At 67.1% G+C, this 18,238-nt stretch carries 17 protein-coding genes and 1 pseudogene; 14 read left to right on the top strand and 4 right to left on the bottom strand.

Features of this window, described 5'->3' with window-relative positions; genetic code table 11:
* Positions 1-53: 53 nt before the first annotated feature.
* The 3 genes from GQY20_RS07485 to GQY20_RS07475 all read right to left on the bottom strand — a co-directional run bounded on the left by GQY20_RS07485 (position 54) and on the right by GQY20_RS07475 (position 2,945).
* Positions 54-446: a PaaI family thioesterase gene (locus GQY20_RS07485; protein WP_157216439.1), complete on the bottom strand. Its 393-nt coding sequence runs from the start codon at positions 444-446 to the stop codon at positions 54-56.
* A gap of 59 nt (positions 447-505) precedes the next feature.
* Positions 506-1,456, bottom strand: a complete 951-nt coding sequence (locus GQY20_RS07480) for an aldo/keto reductase family protein (protein WP_157216438.1) — start codon at positions 1,454-1,456, stop codon at positions 506-508.
* 130 nt (positions 1,457-1,586) lie between these two features.
* Positions 1,587-2,945 carry an MFS transporter gene (locus tag GQY20_RS07475; protein WP_157216437.1) on the bottom strand — a complete coding sequence of 453 codons (1,359 nt, stop codon included), beginning with the start codon at positions 2,943-2,945 and terminating at the stop codon, positions 1,587-1,589.
* Between the two features lie 265 nt (positions 2,946-3,210).
* Here GQY20_RS07475 and cyoA point away from each other — a divergent pair, with 265 nt between their 5' ends.
* The 12 genes and pseudogenes from cyoA to GQY20_RS33010 all read left to right on the top strand — a co-directional run bounded on the left by cyoA (position 3,211) and on the right by GQY20_RS33010 (position 15,167).
* Positions 3,211-4,221 (top strand): ubiquinol oxidase subunit II, encoded by a 1,011-nt coding sequence (cyoA, locus tag GQY20_RS07470; RefSeq protein ID WP_232475973.1) that lies wholly within the window; start codon positions 3,211-3,213, stop codon positions 4,219-4,221.
* 11 nt (positions 4,222-4,232) lie between these two features.
* Positions 4,233-6,233: a cytochrome o ubiquinol oxidase subunit I gene (gene cyoB / locus GQY20_RS07465; RefSeq protein WP_232475937.1), complete on the top strand. Its 2,001-nt coding sequence runs from the start codon at positions 4,233-4,235 to the stop codon at positions 6,231-6,233.
* Positions 6,234-6,238: 5 nt separating this feature from the next.
* On the top strand, positions 6,239-6,868 hold the full coding sequence (gene cyoC, locus GQY20_RS07460; RefSeq protein WP_157216434.1) for a cytochrome o ubiquinol oxidase subunit III: 630 nt from the start codon (positions 6,239-6,241) through the stop codon (positions 6,866-6,868).
* Positions 6,865-7,278 (top strand): cytochrome o ubiquinol oxidase subunit IV, encoded by a 414-nt coding sequence (cyoD, locus tag GQY20_RS07455; RefSeq protein ID WP_157216433.1) that lies wholly within the window; start codon positions 6,865-6,867, stop codon positions 7,276-7,278. The genes cyoC and cyoD overlap by 4 nt, the downstream gene beginning before the upstream one ends.
* Before the next feature lie 199 nt (positions 7,279-7,477).
* Complete coding sequence (locus GQY20_RS07450) at positions 7,478-8,188, top strand: SURF1 family protein (RefSeq protein WP_232475936.1); 711 nt, start codon at positions 7,478-7,480, stop codon at positions 8,186-8,188.
* Positions 8,185-9,507, top strand: a complete 1,323-nt coding sequence (locus tag GQY20_RS07445; protein ID WP_157216431.1) for an ATP-binding protein — start codon at positions 8,185-8,187, stop codon at positions 9,505-9,507. The genes GQY20_RS07450 and GQY20_RS07445 overlap by 4 nt, the downstream gene beginning before the upstream one ends.
* On the top strand, positions 9,504-10,037 hold the full coding sequence (locus GQY20_RS07440) for a response regulator transcription factor (protein ID WP_157216430.1): 534 nt from the start codon (positions 9,504-9,506) through the stop codon (positions 10,035-10,037). Before GQY20_RS07445 ends, GQY20_RS07440 begins: the two co-directional genes overlap by 4 nt.
* A gap of 35 nt (positions 10,038-10,072) precedes the next feature.
* Positions 10,073-11,248, top strand: coding sequence for an acetylornithine deacetylase (gene argE, locus GQY20_RS07435; protein WP_157216429.1), 1,176 nt, complete (start codon positions 10,073-10,075; stop codon positions 11,246-11,248).
* A gap of 74 nt (positions 11,249-11,322) precedes the next feature.
* Positions 11,323-11,850 (top strand): RNA polymerase sigma factor, encoded by a 528-nt coding sequence (locus GQY20_RS07430; RefSeq protein ID WP_232475935.1) that lies wholly within the window; start codon positions 11,323-11,325, stop codon positions 11,848-11,850.
* 61 nt (positions 11,851-11,911) lie between these two features.
* Positions 11,912-12,865 carry a FecR family protein gene (locus tag GQY20_RS07425; protein WP_157216428.1) on the top strand — a complete coding sequence of 318 codons (954 nt, stop codon included), beginning with the start codon at positions 11,912-11,914 and terminating at the stop codon, positions 12,863-12,865.
* Positions 12,768-13,556 (top strand): annotated as a pseudogene (locus GQY20_RS33015) (TonB-dependent receptor plug domain-containing protein); the annotation flags it as partial. The gene GQY20_RS07425 and the pseudogene GQY20_RS33015, both read left to right, overlap by 98 nt.
* Positions 13,557-13,757: 201 nt before the next feature.
* Positions 13,758-15,167, top strand: a complete 1,410-nt coding sequence (locus GQY20_RS33010) for a TonB-dependent receptor (protein ID WP_408641068.1) — start codon at positions 13,758-13,760, stop codon at positions 15,165-15,167.
* Here GQY20_RS33010 and GQY20_RS07415 read toward each other — a convergent pair.
* Positions 15,139-16,236 (bottom strand): endonuclease/exonuclease/phosphatase family protein, encoded by a 1,098-nt coding sequence (locus tag GQY20_RS07415; protein WP_157216426.1) that lies wholly within the window; start codon positions 16,234-16,236, stop codon positions 15,139-15,141. The genes GQY20_RS33010 and GQY20_RS07415 overlap by 29 nt on opposite strands.
* 144 nt (positions 16,237-16,380) lie before the next feature.
* On the opposite strand from GQY20_RS07415, the gene GQY20_RS07410 reads away from it, so the two are divergent.
* On the top strand, positions 16,381-17,160 hold the full coding sequence (locus GQY20_RS07410; RefSeq protein ID WP_157216425.1) for a hypothetical protein: 780 nt from the start codon (positions 16,381-16,383) through the stop codon (positions 17,158-17,160).
* Between the two features lie 114 nt (positions 17,161-17,274).
* Entirely contained in the window at positions 17,275-18,201 is a 927-nt protein-coding gene (locus GQY20_RS07405; RefSeq protein WP_157216424.1) for a hypothetical protein, read from the top strand.
* Positions 18,202-18,238: the final 37 nt, after the last annotated feature.

Genomic DNA, 18,238 nt, shown 5'->3' with positions numbered 1-18,238 from the left:
ATCTGGATCGAGAAAAGGAACGCCTCGCGAGAGTCGAGCGCCGGCATCATCGCTCAGGCCACGTGCCGGATGATCGATTTGGTGATCCGCACGAGGCTGACCGATTCTCCACGCGTTCTCGCGGCGACCTCCAGCCAGGCCATCGTCCGGCTGCGGCGGATCAGCGTGCCGGTGAGCTCGTAGCGGGTGTCGCCGGGAAGCGGGCGCATATGCTGGATGAAGATGTCGTTCGTCACCGGCAACTCGCCTGATTCGATCGTCGACAGCAGCGCGACGAAGGCGGGTATCTCGACCAGGCTGGAGAGCACGCCGCCATTCAACGTGCCCCACGGGGTGAGCATCTCGACTCGCGGCGTGAAAGCGACGCGGCCAACGCCGTCGCCCATCTCGACGAGTTCGACTCCGGCCCACAGACCGTAACCGGTGGAGACGGCTGTATCGAGCATCCGGTGCCGATGCTCGACGGCGGAGAGATCTGCTGGCTCCCCAGGACCCCTTTCCGCCCTCACCGGCCACGCCTCGCGCCGGCTACGATCGCCTCGGCCTGGAGGAACAGCGCCGGATCGATGGCGAGATCGGCGGCGGCGGCATTCTCGTCGAGCTGGGCCGGGCGGCTGGCACCGACGATCGCGGAGGCGACGTTCGGCTCGCGCAACACCCAGGCGAGTGCGAATTGCGCCATGGTGCAGCCAGCCTCGGCGACGATCGGGCGTAGCGCGTCGACTGCTTCCAGGATCTGCGGCTGCAGCCAGCCCCGCATCATCGATCCCATCGTCTCGCTTTCGGCGCGCGAATCCGCGGGGGCGGGCGCGCCGGGACGATATTTGCCGGAAAGGACACCCTGGGCGAGCGGCGACCAGACGATCTGCGACACGCCGTGGGCGGCGCAAAGCGGGATCACCTGCTCCTCGGGCTGGCGGTGCAGCAGCGAATATTGCGGCTGGCTGGAGACGAAGCGCTCGACGCCCGGAATGGCGAAGGCGGCCGCGATCTCCTCCGGCGCCCATTCGCTGAAGCCGATGTAGCGCGCCTTGCCGGCACGGACGACCTCGCTCAGCGCCTCCATCGTCTCTTCCAGCGGCGTCTCGGGATCGTAGCGGTGGCACTGGTAGAGATCGACATGATCGGTGCGCAGGCGGCGGAGCGAAGCATCGATCTGCTTGAGGATCTGCGCGCGGGACAGGCCGCGATCGGTGTCGCTCATCGGGAAGAAGAGCTTGGTGGCGAGGACGTAGCTGTCGCGCGGACGGGACGAGAGCAACTCGCCCAGCACCGTCTCGGCGGCGCCGCGGCCATAGGCATTGGCGGTGTCGATGAAATTGATGCCGAGATCGAAGGCCCGGTCGAGGCAGGCGCGGGTGGCGTCCGCCTCGACGCCTACGCCATATGTCAACCAGGAACCGAGCGACACCGCCGAAATCTGCAGTTCGCTTGCGCCGAGCTGGCGATATTGCATGGCCTCATACTCCTCTGCGCGGTGGCAGAGGGGATAGTGCGGGATGCCCGGTTGCGCCAGCGCGCGTTTCGTTGCTTTTCAGGCCCTTTCGGGATTAGGACGCGGCCGAAGGCCTCACCGGGGGCGCAGGCTATTGCGGCGCATCCCCATCGGCCGCGCTTGCCAGCCCTTTATTGGCATAAAGCGCGATGAGCGTGCAGGCAGCGCCGGAAAAGAGATAGGCTCCGGACGAGGCGAGGCCGAACCGGCTGGTGAGCAGCAGCGCGACGAGCGGTGCGAAGCCGGCGCCGAACATCCAGGCGAGATCCGAGGTGAGTGCCGAGCCGGTGTAGCGCGAATGGCTGGAGAAATTGGAAGCGACCACGCCGGAGGACTGGCCGAAGGACAGGCCGAGCAGCATGAAGCCGATCACCATGAAGCCGACCTCGCCGAGATCGCCGCCGCTCAGCAGCAGCGGCGCGGCGACGCTGAACAGCGCGATCGCGGCCGCCGATGCGGCGAGCAACGTGCGCCGCCCCGTCTGGTCCGCGATGAAGCCGGACGCGACGATGGCAAGGATGCCGACCGAAGCGCCGATCATCTCGATTCCCAGGAAGTGGCGAACCGATTCCTGCGTGAACAGCGCGATCCACGAGAGCGGGAAGACGGTGACCATGTGGAACAGCGCGAAGCTGGCCAGCGGCGCGAAGGCGCCGATGATGATGTTCCGCCCTTCCTTCTGCAGCGTGGGGATGACCGGCGAGGGCTGGAGATCCTTATTCTCGAACAGCCGTTCGAATTCCTCGGTCACGACGATGCGCAGCCGGGCGAACAGCGCGACGACGTTGATCGCGAAGGCGACGAAGAAGGGATAGCGCCAGCCCCATTCGATGAAGTCCGCCTGCGACAGCGCATCGAGGAAGAAGGCGAAGAGCGCGCTCGCGACGAGCAGGGCGATCGGCGCCCCGAGCTGCGGCATCATCGCATACCAGCCGCGCTTCTCGCGTGGGGCGTTGAGCGAGAGCAGCGAGGCGAGGCCGTCCCACGCGCCGCCGAGAGCCACCCCCTGGCCAATGCGGAACAGGGCGAGCAGCACGGCCGCCCAATGGCCGACAGTCTCGTAGCCGGGCATGAAGGCGATCGCCGCGGTCGACCCGCCGAGCAGGAACAGCGCGATGGTGAGCTTGACGCCGCGGCCGTGACGGCGGTCGATCCACATGAAGAGCAGCGAGCCGATCGGCCGCGCGACGAAGGCGAGGGCGAAGATCGCGAAGGAGAAGAGCGTGCCGGTCAGCCGGTCGACGAACGGGAAGATCAGTGTCGGGAAGACGATCACCGAGGCGATCGCATAGACGAAGAAATCGAAAAACTCCGACGTGCGGCCGATGATCACGCCGATCGCGATCTCGCGCGGGACATTGGCCTGAGCGTGGCCCTGGCCGTGCCGGTGCAGGGCGCGCGCGTCACGCTCCAGCGATGTCGAATTGGGCGCGGCGGCTTGCGCACTCATGGACTCTCAGGCTCCTTCAGGGACCGGAGGGGTAAACGATCCTCGCGCGGGCAGGCTCCCATGCGGATCGATCCTCCTTGCCATGCGTCCTTGCCTCGTTCGGCGGCTCCGGGAGATTGGACAAAGTGTCCTATGTCGGCAAGCGGGAATCGGTCCTAGGCGACGCGGCATGATCCCTCTCCGATCGGCCGTTCCCGCCCGCCTGCTGCGGTCCGCCACGATATTCGCCTGCGCGCTGCCGCTTGCCGGCTGCGACTGGGTCGTGATGAATCCGGCAGGCGACATCGCCATCCAGCAGCGCGACCTCATCATCATCTCCACGGTGCTGATGCTGCTCATCATCATACCGGTGATGGCGCTGACCATATTCTTCGCGCGGCGCTATCGCGCGTCGAACGAACGGGCCGACTATGACCCCGACTGGGATCACTCGACCAGCCTGGAACTGGTGATCTGGTCCGCGCCGCTGCTGATCATCATCTGCCTCGGCGCGGTGACATGGGTCAGCACCCATCTGCTCGATCCCTATCGTCCGCTGGCCCGGATCGACGCGCAGCGGCCGCTGGCTGCGGCGGTGAAGCCGCTGGACGTGCAGGTGGTGGCGCTCGACTGGAAATGGCTGTTCATCTATCCCGAGCTCGGCATCGCCACGGTGAACGAGCTCGCCGCGCCGGTGGATACGCCGATCCGCTTCTCGATCACCGCGTCCAACGTGATGAACAGCTTCTACGTGCCGGCGCTCGCCGGGCAGATCTACGCCATGCCCGGCATGGAGACGAAGCTCCACGCGGTCGCGAACAAGCCCGGCACCTATGAGGGCTTCTCCGCCAATTATAGCGGCGCCGGCTTCTCCGACATGCGCTTCCGCTTCCACGCGCTCGATCCCGCCGGCTTCCAGGCCTGGGTGGCGCAGGTGAAGGCCGGGGGCGGCGCGCTCGACCGGCAGGCCTATCTGAAGCTCGAGGCGCCGAGCGAGAAGGAGCCGGTGCGCCGCTATGCCGCGGCCGAGCCGGGCCTGTTCGGCGCGGTTCTCAACATGTGCGTGCGGCCCGGCCAGCGGTGCATGTCCGATCTGATGCGGATCGATGCAAAGGGCGGCGCGGGCAAGGAATCGGCCCGTGATGTCCAAGGCCTGCGCCACGACATCCTGCGTGACGATCCGTCCCATGAGGAACGGCCGGCGGCCAAGCCATCCGTTCCGACCCATCATCACGAGAACAGACCCATGACGCTCAATCTGGTGCCCACCTCCGTCGCATCCGCACGGCGCGGCTGAGGGAGGACATGATGGACAGCACCGGCATCGCCCATTTCATCTTCGGCCGTCTGACCTGGGAATCGCTCCCGCTGCACGAGCCGATCCTCGTCGGCACCTTCCTCGCGGTCGCGCTCGGCGGCCTTGCGCTGCTGGCCGCGATCACGCGCTTCGGCCTGTGGGGCTATTTGTGGCGGGAGTGGTTCACCACCGTCGACCACAAGCGGATCGGCATCATGTACATGATCCTCGGCCTGATCATGCTGCTGCGCGGTTTTTCCGACGCAATCATGATGCGCGCGCAGCAGGCGATGGCCTTCGGCGGATCGCAAGGCTATCTGCCGGCCGACCATTATGACCAGATCTTCACGGCGCATGGCGTGATCATGATCTTCTTCGTGGCGATGCCGCTGGTCACGGGCCTCATGAACTATGTCGTGCCGCTGCAGATCGGCGCGCGCGACGTATCCTTCCCCTTCCTCAACAATTTCAGCTTCTGGATGACGACGGCGGGCGCGGTGCTCGTCATGACGTCGCTGTTCGTCGGCGAGTTCGCGCGCACCGGCTGGCTTGCCTATCCGCCGCTCTCCGGCATCGCCTACAGCCCCGATGTCGGCGTCGACTATTATATCTGGGCGCTGCAGGTGGCGGGTGTCGGCACGCTCCTGTCCGGCGTCAACCTGATCGTGACGATCGTGAAGATGCGCGCGCCGGGCATGTCGATGATGCGCATGCCGATCTTCACCTGGACGGCCTTGTGCACCAACGTGCTGATCGTCGCCGCCTTCCCGGTGCTCACCGCGGTGCTGGCCCTGCTCTCGCTCGATCGCTATGCCGGCACGGCGTTCTTCACGAACGACTTCGGCGGCAATCCGATGATGTACGTCAACCTCATCTGGATCTGGGGCCATCCGGAGGTCTACATCCTGATCCTGCCGGCGTTCGGCATCTTCTCGGAGGTCACCTCCACTTTCTCGGGCAAGCGGCTCTTCGGCTACACCTCGATGGTCTATGCCACGGTGGTGATCACCATCCTGTCCTACCTGGTGTGGCTGCACCACTTCTTCACCATGGGATCGGGCGCCAGCGTCAACAGCTTCTTCGGCATCACGACGATGGTGATCTCGATCCCCACCGGCGCCAAGATGTTCAACTGGCTGTTCACCATGTACCGCGGCCGCATCCGCTTCGAGCTGCCGATGATGTGGACGATCGCCTTCATGCTGACCTTCGTCGTCGGCGGCATGACCGGCGTGCTGCTCGCAGTGCCGCCGGCCGATTTCGTGCTGCACAACTCGCTGTTCCTGATCGCCCATTTCCACAACGTCATCATCGGCGGCGTGCTGTTCGGCCTGTTCGCCGGGATCAACTATTGGTTCCCCAAGGCGTTCGGCTTCCGGCTGGATCCGGTGTGGGGCAAGCGCTCCTTCTGGTGCTGGGTGGTCGGCTTCTGGTTCGCATTCATGCCGCTCTACATACTCGGCCTGATGGGCGTGACGCGGCGGATGCGGGTGTTCGACGATCCCTCGCTGCAGATCTGGTTCGTGATCGCGGCGTTCGGCGCCCTGCTGATCGCGATCGGCATCGCCTGCATGCTCATGCAATTCTATGTGAGCATCCGGGACAGCGAGCGGCTGCGCGACACCACCGGCGATCCGTGGAACGGGCGCACCTTGGAATGGGCGACATCGTCGCCGCCGCCGGACTATAATTTCGCCTTCACGCCGATCATCCATGACGGCGACGCTTGGGCGGACATGAAGAATCGCGGCTATGAGCGCCCGACCGGCGGCTATCTGCCGATCCACATGCCGAGCAACACCGGCGCCGGGATCATCCTCGCCGGGCTCAGCGCGGCGACCGCCTTCGGCCTGATCTGGTACATGTGGTGGCTCGCCGGCCTCGGCTTCGTCGGCCTCGTCGCGGTCGCGATCGGCCACAGCTTCAATTACAAGCGCGATTTCTACATCCCGGCCGAGGATGTGGAACGCACGGAGAGCCAGCGCACCGCGTTGCTGGCGGCGCAGGGCTGAACGCGATGAGCAGCACTCTTCCTTCTTCCGCCGACGACACGCCCGTGTTCTACGAGACGGAGCCGCATCACCATCCCGAGGGCGCGAGCACCATGCTCGGCTTCTGGATCTACCTGATGAGCGATTGTCTCATCTTCGCCTGCCTGTTCGCCACTTTCGCGGTGCTCGGCGGCAGCTATGCCGGCGGTCCCGGTCCGCGCGACCTGTTCGAGCTGCCGCTGGTGGCGTTGAATACGGCGATGCTGCTCTTCTCCTCCATCACCTACGGCTTCGCCATGCTGGCGATGGAGAAGGGCAAGGTCGCCCCGACGCAGGCCTGGCTGGCGATCACCGGCCTGTTCGGCCTCGCCTTCCTCTCGATCGAGCTCTACGAGTTCGCCAACCTGATCCATGAGGGCGCGACGCCGCAGCGCAGCGCCTTCCTCTCGTCCTTCTTCACCCTGGTGGGCACCCATGGGCTGCACGTCACCTTCGGCCTCGTCTGGCTGGTGACGCTGATGGCCCAGGTCGCCCGCCACGGCCTGATCGCCGCGAACAAGCGGCGGCTGATGTGCCTCAGCCTGTTCTGGCACTTCCTCGACGTCATCTGGATCGGCGTCTTCACATTCGTCTATCTGATGGGAGTGCTGCGATGAGCGACGCCGGGCATGCCGGGGCGCACCACGGCGATCACGATCACGGCCACGACGGCGCGACGCATGGCACGATGGGCAGCTACATGATCGGTTTCGGCCTGTCGGTGCTGCTGACGGCCATTCCCTTCTGGCTGGTGATGACCGGCGCGCTGGGCGACAATCGGCTGACCGCCTTCGTCATCATGGGTTTCGCAGCCGTTCAGATCGTCGTCCACATGATCTTCTTCCTTCATATGAGCACCCGCTCGGAAGGTGGCTGGACGATGATGGCGCTGATCTTCACCGTGGTGATCGTGGGGATCACGCTGTCCGGCTCGCTGTGGGTGATGTATCACCTCAACACGAACATGATGCCCCATGCGACCATGCCCGGCGGCGATGGCCTGCACGACATGCAGGATATGAGGTGACCTCTTTTCTCCTCCCCCTCAGGGGGAGGGGGACAGTGCGCAGCACGGTGGAGGGGGTCCCGCGCAGGACAAGCGGCGCTTCTGATGTGAGCGGGACCCCTCCACCGCCTTCGGCGGTCCCCCTCCCCGTTCCGGGGAGGACGAGCGGCGGCCTGCTACAACGATGTGTGGATGCCGTAGCCCCTTCTGCGGAGGATGCATGAGGCGGCGCCTTATCTTCATCACCCTCGCCGCGCTTCTGATCGCGGCGGGCTTCGTCGCCCTCGGCGTCTGGCAGCTGCACCGGCTCGCTTGGAAGGAAGCGCTGATCGCCCGTGTCGAGGCGCGCGTCCACGCCACTGCCGTCGCGCCGCCCGGCCCGGCCGCCTGGCCGATGGTCGATGCCATGCGGGACGAATATCGCCGCGTTGCGGCAACCGGAGCCTATCTGCCGGGCGAAGACACGCTGGTGCGCGCGGTTACGGACGAGGGGCGGGGCTTCTGGGTGATGACGCCGTTCGACACGGGCGGCTTCCGCATATTCGTCAACCGCGGTTTCGTGCCGGACGGCACGCCACGCACGGCATTCGCGGCGCCAGCCGGGCCGGTGCGCGTCGTCGGCCTCGTCCGGATGAGCGAGCCGGGCGGCGGCTTCCTGCACGCGAACGATCCCGCCGCCGATCGCTGGTACTCCCGCGATGTAGCCGCGATCGCCGCGCACCGCCGGCTCGGCGCCGTCGCGCCCTATTTCGTCGATGCCGACCGCGGGCAGGGCGGCGCGTTGCCGGTCGGCGGCCTGACGGTGATCGCGTTTCGCAACAGCCATCTGCAATATGCGCTCACCTGGTTCGCTCTGGCGATCATGACGCTCGGCGGCTACATCATCGTCATGCGGGAAGAGCATAAGCTCCGGCGGACCCGCGCGGCATGATCCGCGCGTTTGCCCGGACCCTGCTGCGGGGGCCGCTGCCGCGCGATCGATCCCCGGAAGCGGCCGGCCGCAACAATATGCTGCTGCTGATCCAGCTGCGCTGGATCGCGGTGGCGGGGCAGCTCCTCACCATCGCATTGGTGCATTATGGGATGGGCATCAGCCTGCCGATCGTGCCGATGCTGCTCGCGCCCCTCGCCGCGGTGGCGCTCAACGTCGGCAGCCTGCTGATCCTGCGTCGGCGCACGCGCGTCGCCAATGCCGAGCTGTTCGTGGCGCTGCTGTTCGACGTGATCTCGCTCGGCATCCAGCTCTATCTCAGCGGCGGGGCGACCAATCCGTTCGTCTCGCTGTTCCTGCTCCAGGTCGTGCTCGGCGCGATCCTGCTCGATCGCTGGTCGGCCTGGATGATCGCGGCGGTGACGAGCCTGTTCGCGATGCTGCTGGTCTTCGCCTATTGGCCACTTGCGCTTCCGCCCGCGGCGGAGGACCGACTATTCCCCATGTACATCGCCGGCGCCTGGGTCTGTTTCATCCTCGTTGCGGTGCTGCTCGTGCTGTTCGTCCGGCGCATCGGCGAGAATCTGCGCACGCGCGATGCGCGGCTGGCGGCGCTGCGCCAGCGCGCGGCGGAGGAGGATCATATCGTCCGGATGGGCCTGCTCGCCTCCGGTGCCGCGCATGAGCTCGGCACGCCGCTTTCCTCGCTGGCGGTGATCCTCAACGACTGGCGGCGCGTGCCCGCGCTGGCGAAGGATCCGAACCTCGCCGAGGAGATCGGGGAGATGCAGGCCGCGGTCGCGCGCTGCAAGACGATCCTCTCGGGCATCCTGCTTTCGGCCGGGGAGGCGCGCGGCGAAGCGCCCGAAGTGTCGCGGCTGAGCGTTTTCCTGGGCAGGATCGTCGAGGAATGGCGAGCTGCCTATCCATCCGTCACGCTGGATTATCGGCAGTCGCTGGACGAGGATCCGCTGATCGTCTCGGACCTGGCGATCCGCCAGGTGATCGGCAATGTGCTGGAGAATGCCCGCGAGGCCTCTCCGGACTGGATCGGCATGGACGTGCGGAGCGATGGCGAGATGCTGGAAATCGCGGTCACCGATCGTGGTCCGGGCTTCGCGGCCGACATGCTGGCCGATCTCGGCAAGCCCTATCGATCGACCAAGGGGCGGCAGGGCGGTGGTCTCGGCCTGTTCCTGGTGATGAACGTCATGCGCAAGCTCGGAGGTGAAGTGTCGGCGGAGAATGCGGACGAAGGCGGGGCCGTCGTCCGGCTGGTCATGCCGGTCGCCACGCTGGCGATGGAGGAAGAGCGATGAGCGAGGAACGACTGCTCGTGATCGTCGAGGACGACCAGGCCTTCGCCCGCACGCTGAGGCGTTCGTTCGAGCGGCGCGGCTATTCCGTGCTGTCGGCGGCGAATCACGAGGAACTCAAGGCTCTGCTGGAAACCCATGACCCCGGCTATGCGGTGGTCGACCTCAAGCTCGGCAGTACGTCCGGGCTGGTGTGCGTTCAGACCCTGCACGCGCATGATCCGGATATGCTGATCGTGGTGCTGACCGGCTTTGCGAGCATCGCGACCGCCGTCGAGGCGATCAAGCTCGGCGCATCGCACTATCTCGCCAAGCCCTCCAACACCGACGATATCGAGGCGGCCTTCGCCAAAGGGCAGGGCGATGTCGATGCGCCGCTCGCGCCGCGGCCGACCTCGATCAAGACGCTCGAGTGGGAGCGCATCCACGAAACGCTGGCGGAGACCGACTTCAACATCTCCGAGACCGCCCGGCGGCTCGGCATGCATCGCCGTACCCTGGCAAGAAAGCTGGGCAAACGTCAGGTGAGCTAGTTGCGCCGGGCGATGCGAAGCGCCTATCCCTGCTCATGGCCTCACCGCTTCAGCCCCGCGAGGACACGCTCGCGCTCCTTTCCGATCTCGTCGCGTTCGACACCGTCTCGGCGCGGAGCAACCGTGCGTTGATCGATTTCGCCGCCGCGCGGCTGGCCGAGGCCGGCATCGCGGCGCAGGTGCTGCCGTCGCCCGACGGCGCTAAGGCCAGCCTTTGGGCGACGATCGGCCCAAAGGTGGACGGCGGCATCGTGCTGTCCGGCCACAGCGACGTCGTGCCGGTCGACGGACAGGACTGGACGAGCGATCCGTTCCGGGTGGAATTGCGCGACGGGCGCGCCTTTGGCCGCGGTGTCGCCGATATGAAGGGATTCATCGCCTGCGTGCTGGCCGCCGCGCCTCGTTTCGCGCAGGCGCCGCTGCGCCGGCCGGTGCATGTGGCGCTCACCTATGACGAGGAAGTGGGCTGCGTCGGCGCGCCGAAGTTGCTTGCCTGGCTGGCGGAACAGGCACCGCGGCCGGCGATCGCCTTCATCGGCGAGCCGACCTCGATGCGGGTGGTGAACGCGCATAAGGGCATTTTGGTCGCGCGCACCCAGATTTGCGGGGTCGAGGCGCATTCGAGCCTCGCTCATCTCGGCGTCAGCGCGATCGGCATCGCCGCGCGGGCGATCACCCTCCTGCAGACGATCGAGCAGGAGCTGGCAGCGGAGCGGCAGGACAGGCGGTTCGAACCGTCGCGCGCCACGCTTTCGATCAACCGCATCGCCGGCGGCACGGCGGTGAACATCCTCGCCGGCCGGGCCTCGTTCGACTGGGACGTGCGCAGCATCCCCGGCGTCGATGGCCGCGCCGTGCTGGCCCGGTTCGAAGAGCGGCTCGAGACCAAGATCATGGCGCCGCTGCGGGCCGCCTTCCCGACAGTGGAGGCGCATACCGCGGTGGTCGCGGATGCCCCCGCTCTGGCGCCCGAGGAGGATGGCCATGCCGAGACGCTGGCCAAGCGCCTGCTTTCGACCAAAGAGACGCGCGCCGTCGCCTATGCAGCCGAAGCCGGCCAGTTCCAGGGTGCGGGCCTCTCCACGGTGATCGTCGGGCCGGGATCGATCGACCAGGCGCACAAGGCGGACGAATATGTCGATCTGGAGCAGCTCGGGCTGTGCGACCAGTTTCTGGATCGGCTTGCCGGGGCGCTGGTATCCGGCGGATGATGAACCGGAATTTCCACCCCCTGCGGCGATCTGCCGGCTTTCCCGTACATAGCGGGCTGGATTAGAAGTTCCGCGTGGAGGAGGACAGCACCCAAGGACTGGAAGCCCTGTATCGCGCGCACCGCGCGGATCTGCTGCGTTTCCTCGCCGCGCGGACCGGGGATGCCAGCGAGGCGGAGGACATACTCCAGGAATTGTGGATCAAGCTGCGCCAGCTTCCGGCCGGCCCTGTCGCCAACGGGCGCGCCTATCTCTATCGCATGGCGCAGAATCTGGTGGTCGACCGGCTGCGCGAGCGGCAGCGCCGGATGCGGCGCGAGCGGGTCTGGTCCGACGATCGCACCGGTCATCCGGCCGAGGGCATGGAGCCGGCCGACGGCAGCCAGAATGCCGAGGACCTGCTGCTGGAGCGGGAGGAGGCGGCGCTGCTGGCCTCCGCCGTCACGACCCTGCCCGATGGCGCCCGTCGCGCGTTCGAGCTGCACAAGCTGGAAGGATTGAGCCATGCGGAAGTCGCCGCGCGGCTGGGAATATCGAAAAGCGGCGTAGAGAAGCATATGGCGGTGGCCATGAAATATCTTCGGCGAGCGCTGCGTGACTGAGGTGACGACGAATGTGTGACGTCTCGGCCTGGACAGGTGGATTTCGAGGTATGTATTCGCCATGACGGCGGGGTCGAACATCGACGAACGGCTGCTGGACGAGGCCATCGCCTGGCATCGTGCGCTGGAGGGCGACGATGCCGATTGGGATGGCTTCACCCTGTGGCTGGAGGCCGATCCCCGCCATCGCGAGGCATTTGACGAGATCGCGCTGATCGACCGCATCGTGGAGGAGCATGCGCCGACCCTGCGCCAGCTGACCGTGATCGAGCCGATCGAGCCCGAGCCGGCATCTCCGGCGCGGCGGCGCTGGCTGGTCGGCTCGCTGGCCGCCGCGCTCGCTTTCGCGGTCGGCATTCCGGCTGTGTGGCATTCGCCGGCCGACAAGGTTTTTGCCACATCCGCAGGTGAGACGCGTCAGATCGCGCTCGGCAACGGCGCATCGGTGGATCTCGCCCCGGCCAGCCGACTGATCGCGCGAGGCGGCGACACCAACAGACTGGAGCTCGCGGCCGGGGATGCCTATTTCGACGTCGCGCACGATCCCGCGCGCACGCTGTCGATCAAGGCCGGCGATTATGCGGTGAGCGACATCGGCACGCGTTTCGAGCTCAACCTGGCGGCGGACGCAGTGACCGTTGCCGTTGCGGAAGGGCAGGTTTCGGTCTCGCCGGATGGCGGCGATGCGACCCAGGTGGCGGCGGGACAGCAGCTCGTCGCGCTGCGCGGCGCCCAGGGCAGCCGGCTCGCCACGGTCGACGCCCGCGATGTCGGCGCCTGGCGGCAGGGCCGCCTCGTCTACAACAACACCCCGTTGACCGTCGTCGCGGCGGACATCTCGCGCTATACGGGAAAGACGGTAAGCGTGGATCCCGCGATCAGAAGTCGGCAATTCTCGGGGGTGTTGGTCATTGGGGATGGGTCGCGGCTCTTGGCCAATCTCGCAGATCTCATGGCCGTCTCCTACGACGAGAAGGGCAATCGCGTGCGCATTCGCGCTGCTGATCGCCGATAGCGGTATTGCAGACGCGGCAGCACGCGACCGATCCTTTTCCTTCGACATTCCGCCGGGTTCGATCGCCTCGGCGCTGAACGCCTTCTCCCAGGCCAGCGGGCTGTCGGTCGGCTGGACGGGGGCGTTGCCGATCCTGCAGACGCGGCGGCTGCATGGCCGGATGAGCCCGGACGAGGCGCTGCGGCGCCTGCTCGACGACAGCGGCTGGCGGGCGGTTCGCGTCGGCGCCGCCGCGTACCGGATCGAGCGGGATCCGAACTGGCGCCGTCCGCCCGCGTCGCCGAGTGCCCGCCCGCCGGTCAAGCATGCGCCGCCCGCTCCCGTTGCACCCCGCGCGGATATCGTCGTCACCGGCCAGAAGCGGCCGCAGCTGTTGCAGCAGGTGCCGATGTCACTTTCCGTGGTGGCGCCGGACGCGACGAACACCGGGCGCGTTTCGCTGGGCAGCCGCGATCTCGCTCTGTCGGTGGAGGGGTTGGCGCTGACCAATCTCGGCCCCGGCCGCAACCGCCAGTTCATCCGTGGCGTGGCCGACAGCCCCTTCAACGGCCCGAGCCAGGCGACCGTCTCGATACAGCTCGACGAGACGCGCATCACCTTCGACGCGCCCGATCCGGACATCCGGCTGATCGACATGCAGCGCATCGAGATATTGAAGGGGCCGCAGGGACCGCTCTACGGCTCGGGCGCGCTCGGCGGCATCTATCATCTGGTGACGAGCAAGCCGGATCTCGCCCAGCCCAGCGGCAGCATCCGTTTCATCGGCGAGACGATTGCGGACGGCGGCCCCGGCGCGGGCGGCGAGGTGGTGATCAACCAGCCGATCGTCACCGACCGGCTGGCGATACGCGCGGTCGGCTATCGGCTGAGCGCCGGCGGATGGATCGACAATGTGGGCCGGACCGGCAATGCCAATCGTACCGAGACGCTGGGCGGGCGGATGGCGTTGCGCTGGCAGCCCGCGCCGGATTGGACGGTGGATCTCTCCGGCATCGTGCAGAACGTCGATTCGCGCGACAGCCAATATGTGACCTCGGTCGACACGCTGAGCCGGACGGCGCGGATCGCGGAGCCGACCGACAATGATTTCCGCTCGGCGGCCGCCACCGTGCAGGGTGGGCTGGGCGATCTCGTCCTGCTCGCGACCAGCAGCTATGTGAAGCACATCGTCAACTATACGCTCGACGCCACGGCGGGGGCCGGCGCCTTCGGGCTCACCGGGCCGGCAACTTTCACCGACGACCGGACCTATACGATCGTCAATCACGAAATGCGGCTGTCGCCGCGCGGCGCCTCGCACTGGCTGATCGGTGCATCCTATCTGCGTGCGCGCAGCCACGACGACGCGGTCGTGACCGGCGACACGGCCTCGGTGACGGCCGAGACGCTGGACCGGAGAGTGACCGAATATGCGCTGTTCGGCGAGGCGACGGTGCCGCTCGTCGATCGCGTGAAGGCGACGCTGGGCGCGCGTTTGTTCCGCACCGTCGCGGAGGACGAGTCGGTCGAGCAGTCGGGGGGCGCCAAGGATCGTATCTCCAAGACCCTGCTGTCGCCGAGCGTGGCGATCGCCTGGAATCGCTCCGATCGGACCATGGTCTATCTGCGCTATGCCCGTGCGCTGCGGCCGGGCGGACTGGCGCCCGCCGCGGAATTCCCTTCACGCCGCTTCGATTCCGACGAGCTCGGGACATTCGATCTCGGCATCCGCCGGACGGCGACCGGACGTGGCGTCGCCTTCGGCTTCAGCCTGTTCCACACGCTATGGAGCCATATCCAGTCCGATTATCTGCTCGCCAATGGGCTGGTCTCCACACGCAACGCGGGACGGGGGCGGATCTACGGGATCGAGGCCAATGCCGAATGGCGGCCCGTGCCGCGTGTGCGGCTGTCGGCTGGCGCCACCTATGTCAACGCGATGCTGACGCGCACCGAGGACGGTGCCAGGCTGGATGACCGGCGGCTACCGATCACGCCGAATGCCACCGCCCGCGCATCGGCACGCTATGATCATCCCTTCGGGCCATGGCTGGCGAGCATCACCGCCCAGGCCAATTTCATCGGCTCTGCCCGGCTGAGCTTCGACCAGAATCTCGACCGGAACATGGGCGAGTATACGACCGTGTCGATGGGCGGGCTGCTGAGCCGCGACCGGCTGACGCTCGGCCTGCGCATCGATAATCTGTTCGATACGCGCGGCGACACCTTCGCATTCGGCAATCCCTTCTCGATCATGGCCGCGCGCCAATATACGCCGCTGAAGCCGAGAACGGTCACGCTCTCGATCGCGCGGGCCTGGTGAGTCCGGACGCGTCGGCCTGCTGGATGATTCCCGCTGGCGGGAGCCCGTCCTGCTGGATCCGGAAGCGGGCGACATAGCCGACATGATCCGAGAGCATGCCGCCCGATGGCTCGGTGCCGAAAGGCACGTCGATCCCGGTGAGGATCAGCCGGCTGGTCGCGCCGTCCGCGTAGAATTGCCAGTCGCGCGCGCGATGGGCGCTGAAGGCGGCATCGGGCGAGAGCAGGCCGCCCTGCCGCCGATACTGGCCGAGCGCGTCGCGCACCGGCGCGGCGGGCGACCACTCCTCGCGCACCTGCGTCAGCAGCGCGGCGCGGCGTGGGGCAACCCAGCCGAGGTTGAAATCGCCCGCGGCGATCAGCGGGCGAGCCGGATCGTGGGCGGTGCGGACGAAGGCGGTCAGCGCCGCCACCTGGCGCCGATAGGCGTAGTTGGAGCGGGCATCGTCCACGCCTGAGGCGTGGCGGCTGTTGAGATGGGTGGTCAGCACGTCCACCGGGGCCGAGACGCCCGGTATGGCGAGGCTGACGAGCAGCGCGCCCTTGTTGGCCAGGCAATCGAAGCCGGCGCAGGCGAAGGCGGGAAAGGCGAGGCGGCGGACCGCGACGACCGGATAGTCGGAGAGAATCTCGAGCCCGCTGCCAAGCAGCTTGCCCTCGGTCTCGCCCTTCCACCAGCGCGCATCGGCCGCAAAGCGGCGGTCCGCGCCGGTCATCGTTCCGGAGCCGGCGTCGGCTGCGGCGGGGCCGCTCACCACATAGGGATAGCCGGCGCGCTGCCCGATCGACCGGGCCTCGCCGGTGAAGGCTTCCTGCAGGAGCACCACCTGCGGCTCGCGCCCGGTTTCCCGCATCGCGCCGAGGCGATCGGCGATCCGAGCCAGCGCAGCGGTTCGTCCGCGCGCGACCGGCCAGGGCAGGCCCTTGATGTTGTAGGTCAGCACGGCGAGCGTGCCGTCGAATCTGTGCGGCGGGGAAACCGCATGAACGGCCCGGGCGGAATGTGGCAGGGTAAGCGCGGCCATAGCCACCAGGCTCGCGCCCAGGGCCGACTTCCAGAGAGTGTGCATGAAGATGCGTCCAAGACCGATGTCGAGGCTTGGACGGCAAGCGCTCTGCGCCGCCGCAGTCCCAGAATAGAAAATTTGTTTTTCTTGGGAATGACTGTGGTCGGCCGTCGTCCTGCCGTCTCCTCGTCAGTGGGAGGCAAGCCAATGGGCCATGCTTTGGAAACCGGATCGGAGCGCGCCGCCGCGCTGATCCCGATCGCGATCATGATGATGCCGATGGTGGCGCATGGGCAGGGTGCGGTGCTGCGCCCGCCCATCGTCACCCCGGCCGCGCTTGCGCAGGCGCAGGACAAGCCGGCCATGCCGCCGATGGACAGCGTGATGCTGCTCAAGCCGGCGGACCGCATCAACCTGCCGGGCGCGCGCACGCATCTGTGGCAGGCGCAGGCAGGGGACTTCGATCTCACCCTGTTCGCCTCTCGCTTCAAGGGTCCGCGCATCGAGGGCGGCCTGGATGCTCCGATCGGCACCCGCTTCAACATCCGCACGGGCGGTATCGACCTGGCACGGGATCTGAGGGATGGGCTGCGCCTGCAGGCCGATGCCATGCTGACGCTGATGAAGCCGCATCTGGCGATGCGCCCCGGCTTCACCCACATGCCGAGCGCGCGGATCGCGACGCTGGGCTTCGGCCTGGGCCGCACGGACGGCCCCTCGCTGCGGCTGGACTATCTGCACATCGGCACGGGCCGGTACCGCTCCACGCTCGATCGGGTCGAGGCGTTCGACGACGGCGCGCCGCTGCCGGGAAGCGGGCTGCGCCTCGCTTTCCTCAGCCATGGCAGGGAAGGTCGGCCCACCCATGTCCAATGGGGCCTGGCACTCGCGTCGCTGCGGCGTCCGCTGGTCGATATCGCCACCGGCACCAGCGCCGGCACGATGACGGATCGCCGCGCCGAACTCAGCCTGCGGATGGTGTTCTGATGGGGCGGCAGGGCGGCGCATGATTTTATTCGGAAGGCAATGCGGGCCTCGAACCGCGACGGCGTCTCAGTATCGCGCGAAAGACAAACGGATATCGGCTCTTCGAGGAATGCTGTGACGATCGCGCGCGTTGTTTCCAATGGTTTCGAGAGATTTTCAGACTTCGGCCGTACCCCGCTCATGCAGGCGGGCCGGAGCTGGACGCGCTGGGCGGGTCTGCTCGTCCCGGCGCTGATCCTGGTCTGTTCGGCCTATCGGCTGCGCGACATGGATTATCGGGCGCTGATCGCGCTCGTTCCGACCGGCATCGCCTTCTGGCTTGCCTTTGCCGGCTATTATCTGGCGGCGCCGCTTTCGGAATGGATCATCTTCCGCCGGCTGTGGCGATTGCCGCCGCGGGGCCTGGCGGCGCTGCTGCGCAAGCTGGTGAGCAACGAGATACTGCTCGGCTATCTCGGCGAAGTCTATTTCTACGCCTGGGCGCGGCGCAATGCGGATACCGCTACTGCACCGTTCGGCGCGATCAAGGACGTCGCCATATTGAGCGCGCTGGCCGGCAATGCCTTCACTTTGTTGTTGCTGCTTCTCTCTCTGCCCGTCTTCGGGTCGCTCCATCTCGGCTTGGGGGGAGGCACGCTGCTGGCTTCAGCCGCGGTCGTGCTGGTCTCGTCGATCACCGCGCTGACACTGCGCCGGCAGATGTTCAGCCTGTCGCGCCGCGCGCTGTGGTTCGTCACCGCGATGCACGCGGTGCGGATCGTGACGATGATGTCGCTGGCGGCGGTCATGTGGCACCTGCTGCTGCCGGGCGTGCCGGCCGGCTGGCTGTTGCTGCTCGCGACGCTGCGCCAGCTCCTGTCGCGCCTGCCGCTCATCCCCAACAAGGACGTCGTGTTCGCGGGTCTCGCAGCCTCGCTGGTCGGCACGACGTTGCCGATCGTCGCCGCGGTCACGCTGGTGGCGTCGCTGATCCTTGCGGCGCATCTCGTGGTGGGCGCCTGCCTCGGCGCGGCCGAGCTGGCCGGCGCCGAGCGGTCATGAGCGGGGGTATCGAAGGCCATGCCGCCGCTCGTGCGGG

The sequence above is a fragment of the Flavisphingomonas formosensis genome (assembly GCF_009755815.1).
Lineage (GTDB): Bacteria > Pseudomonadota > Alphaproteobacteria > Sphingomonadales > Sphingomonadaceae > Flavisphingomonas > Flavisphingomonas formosensis.
The sequence above is the reverse complement of the archived record's forward strand: the minus strand, read 5'-3'. Positions and strand labels throughout refer to the sequence as shown.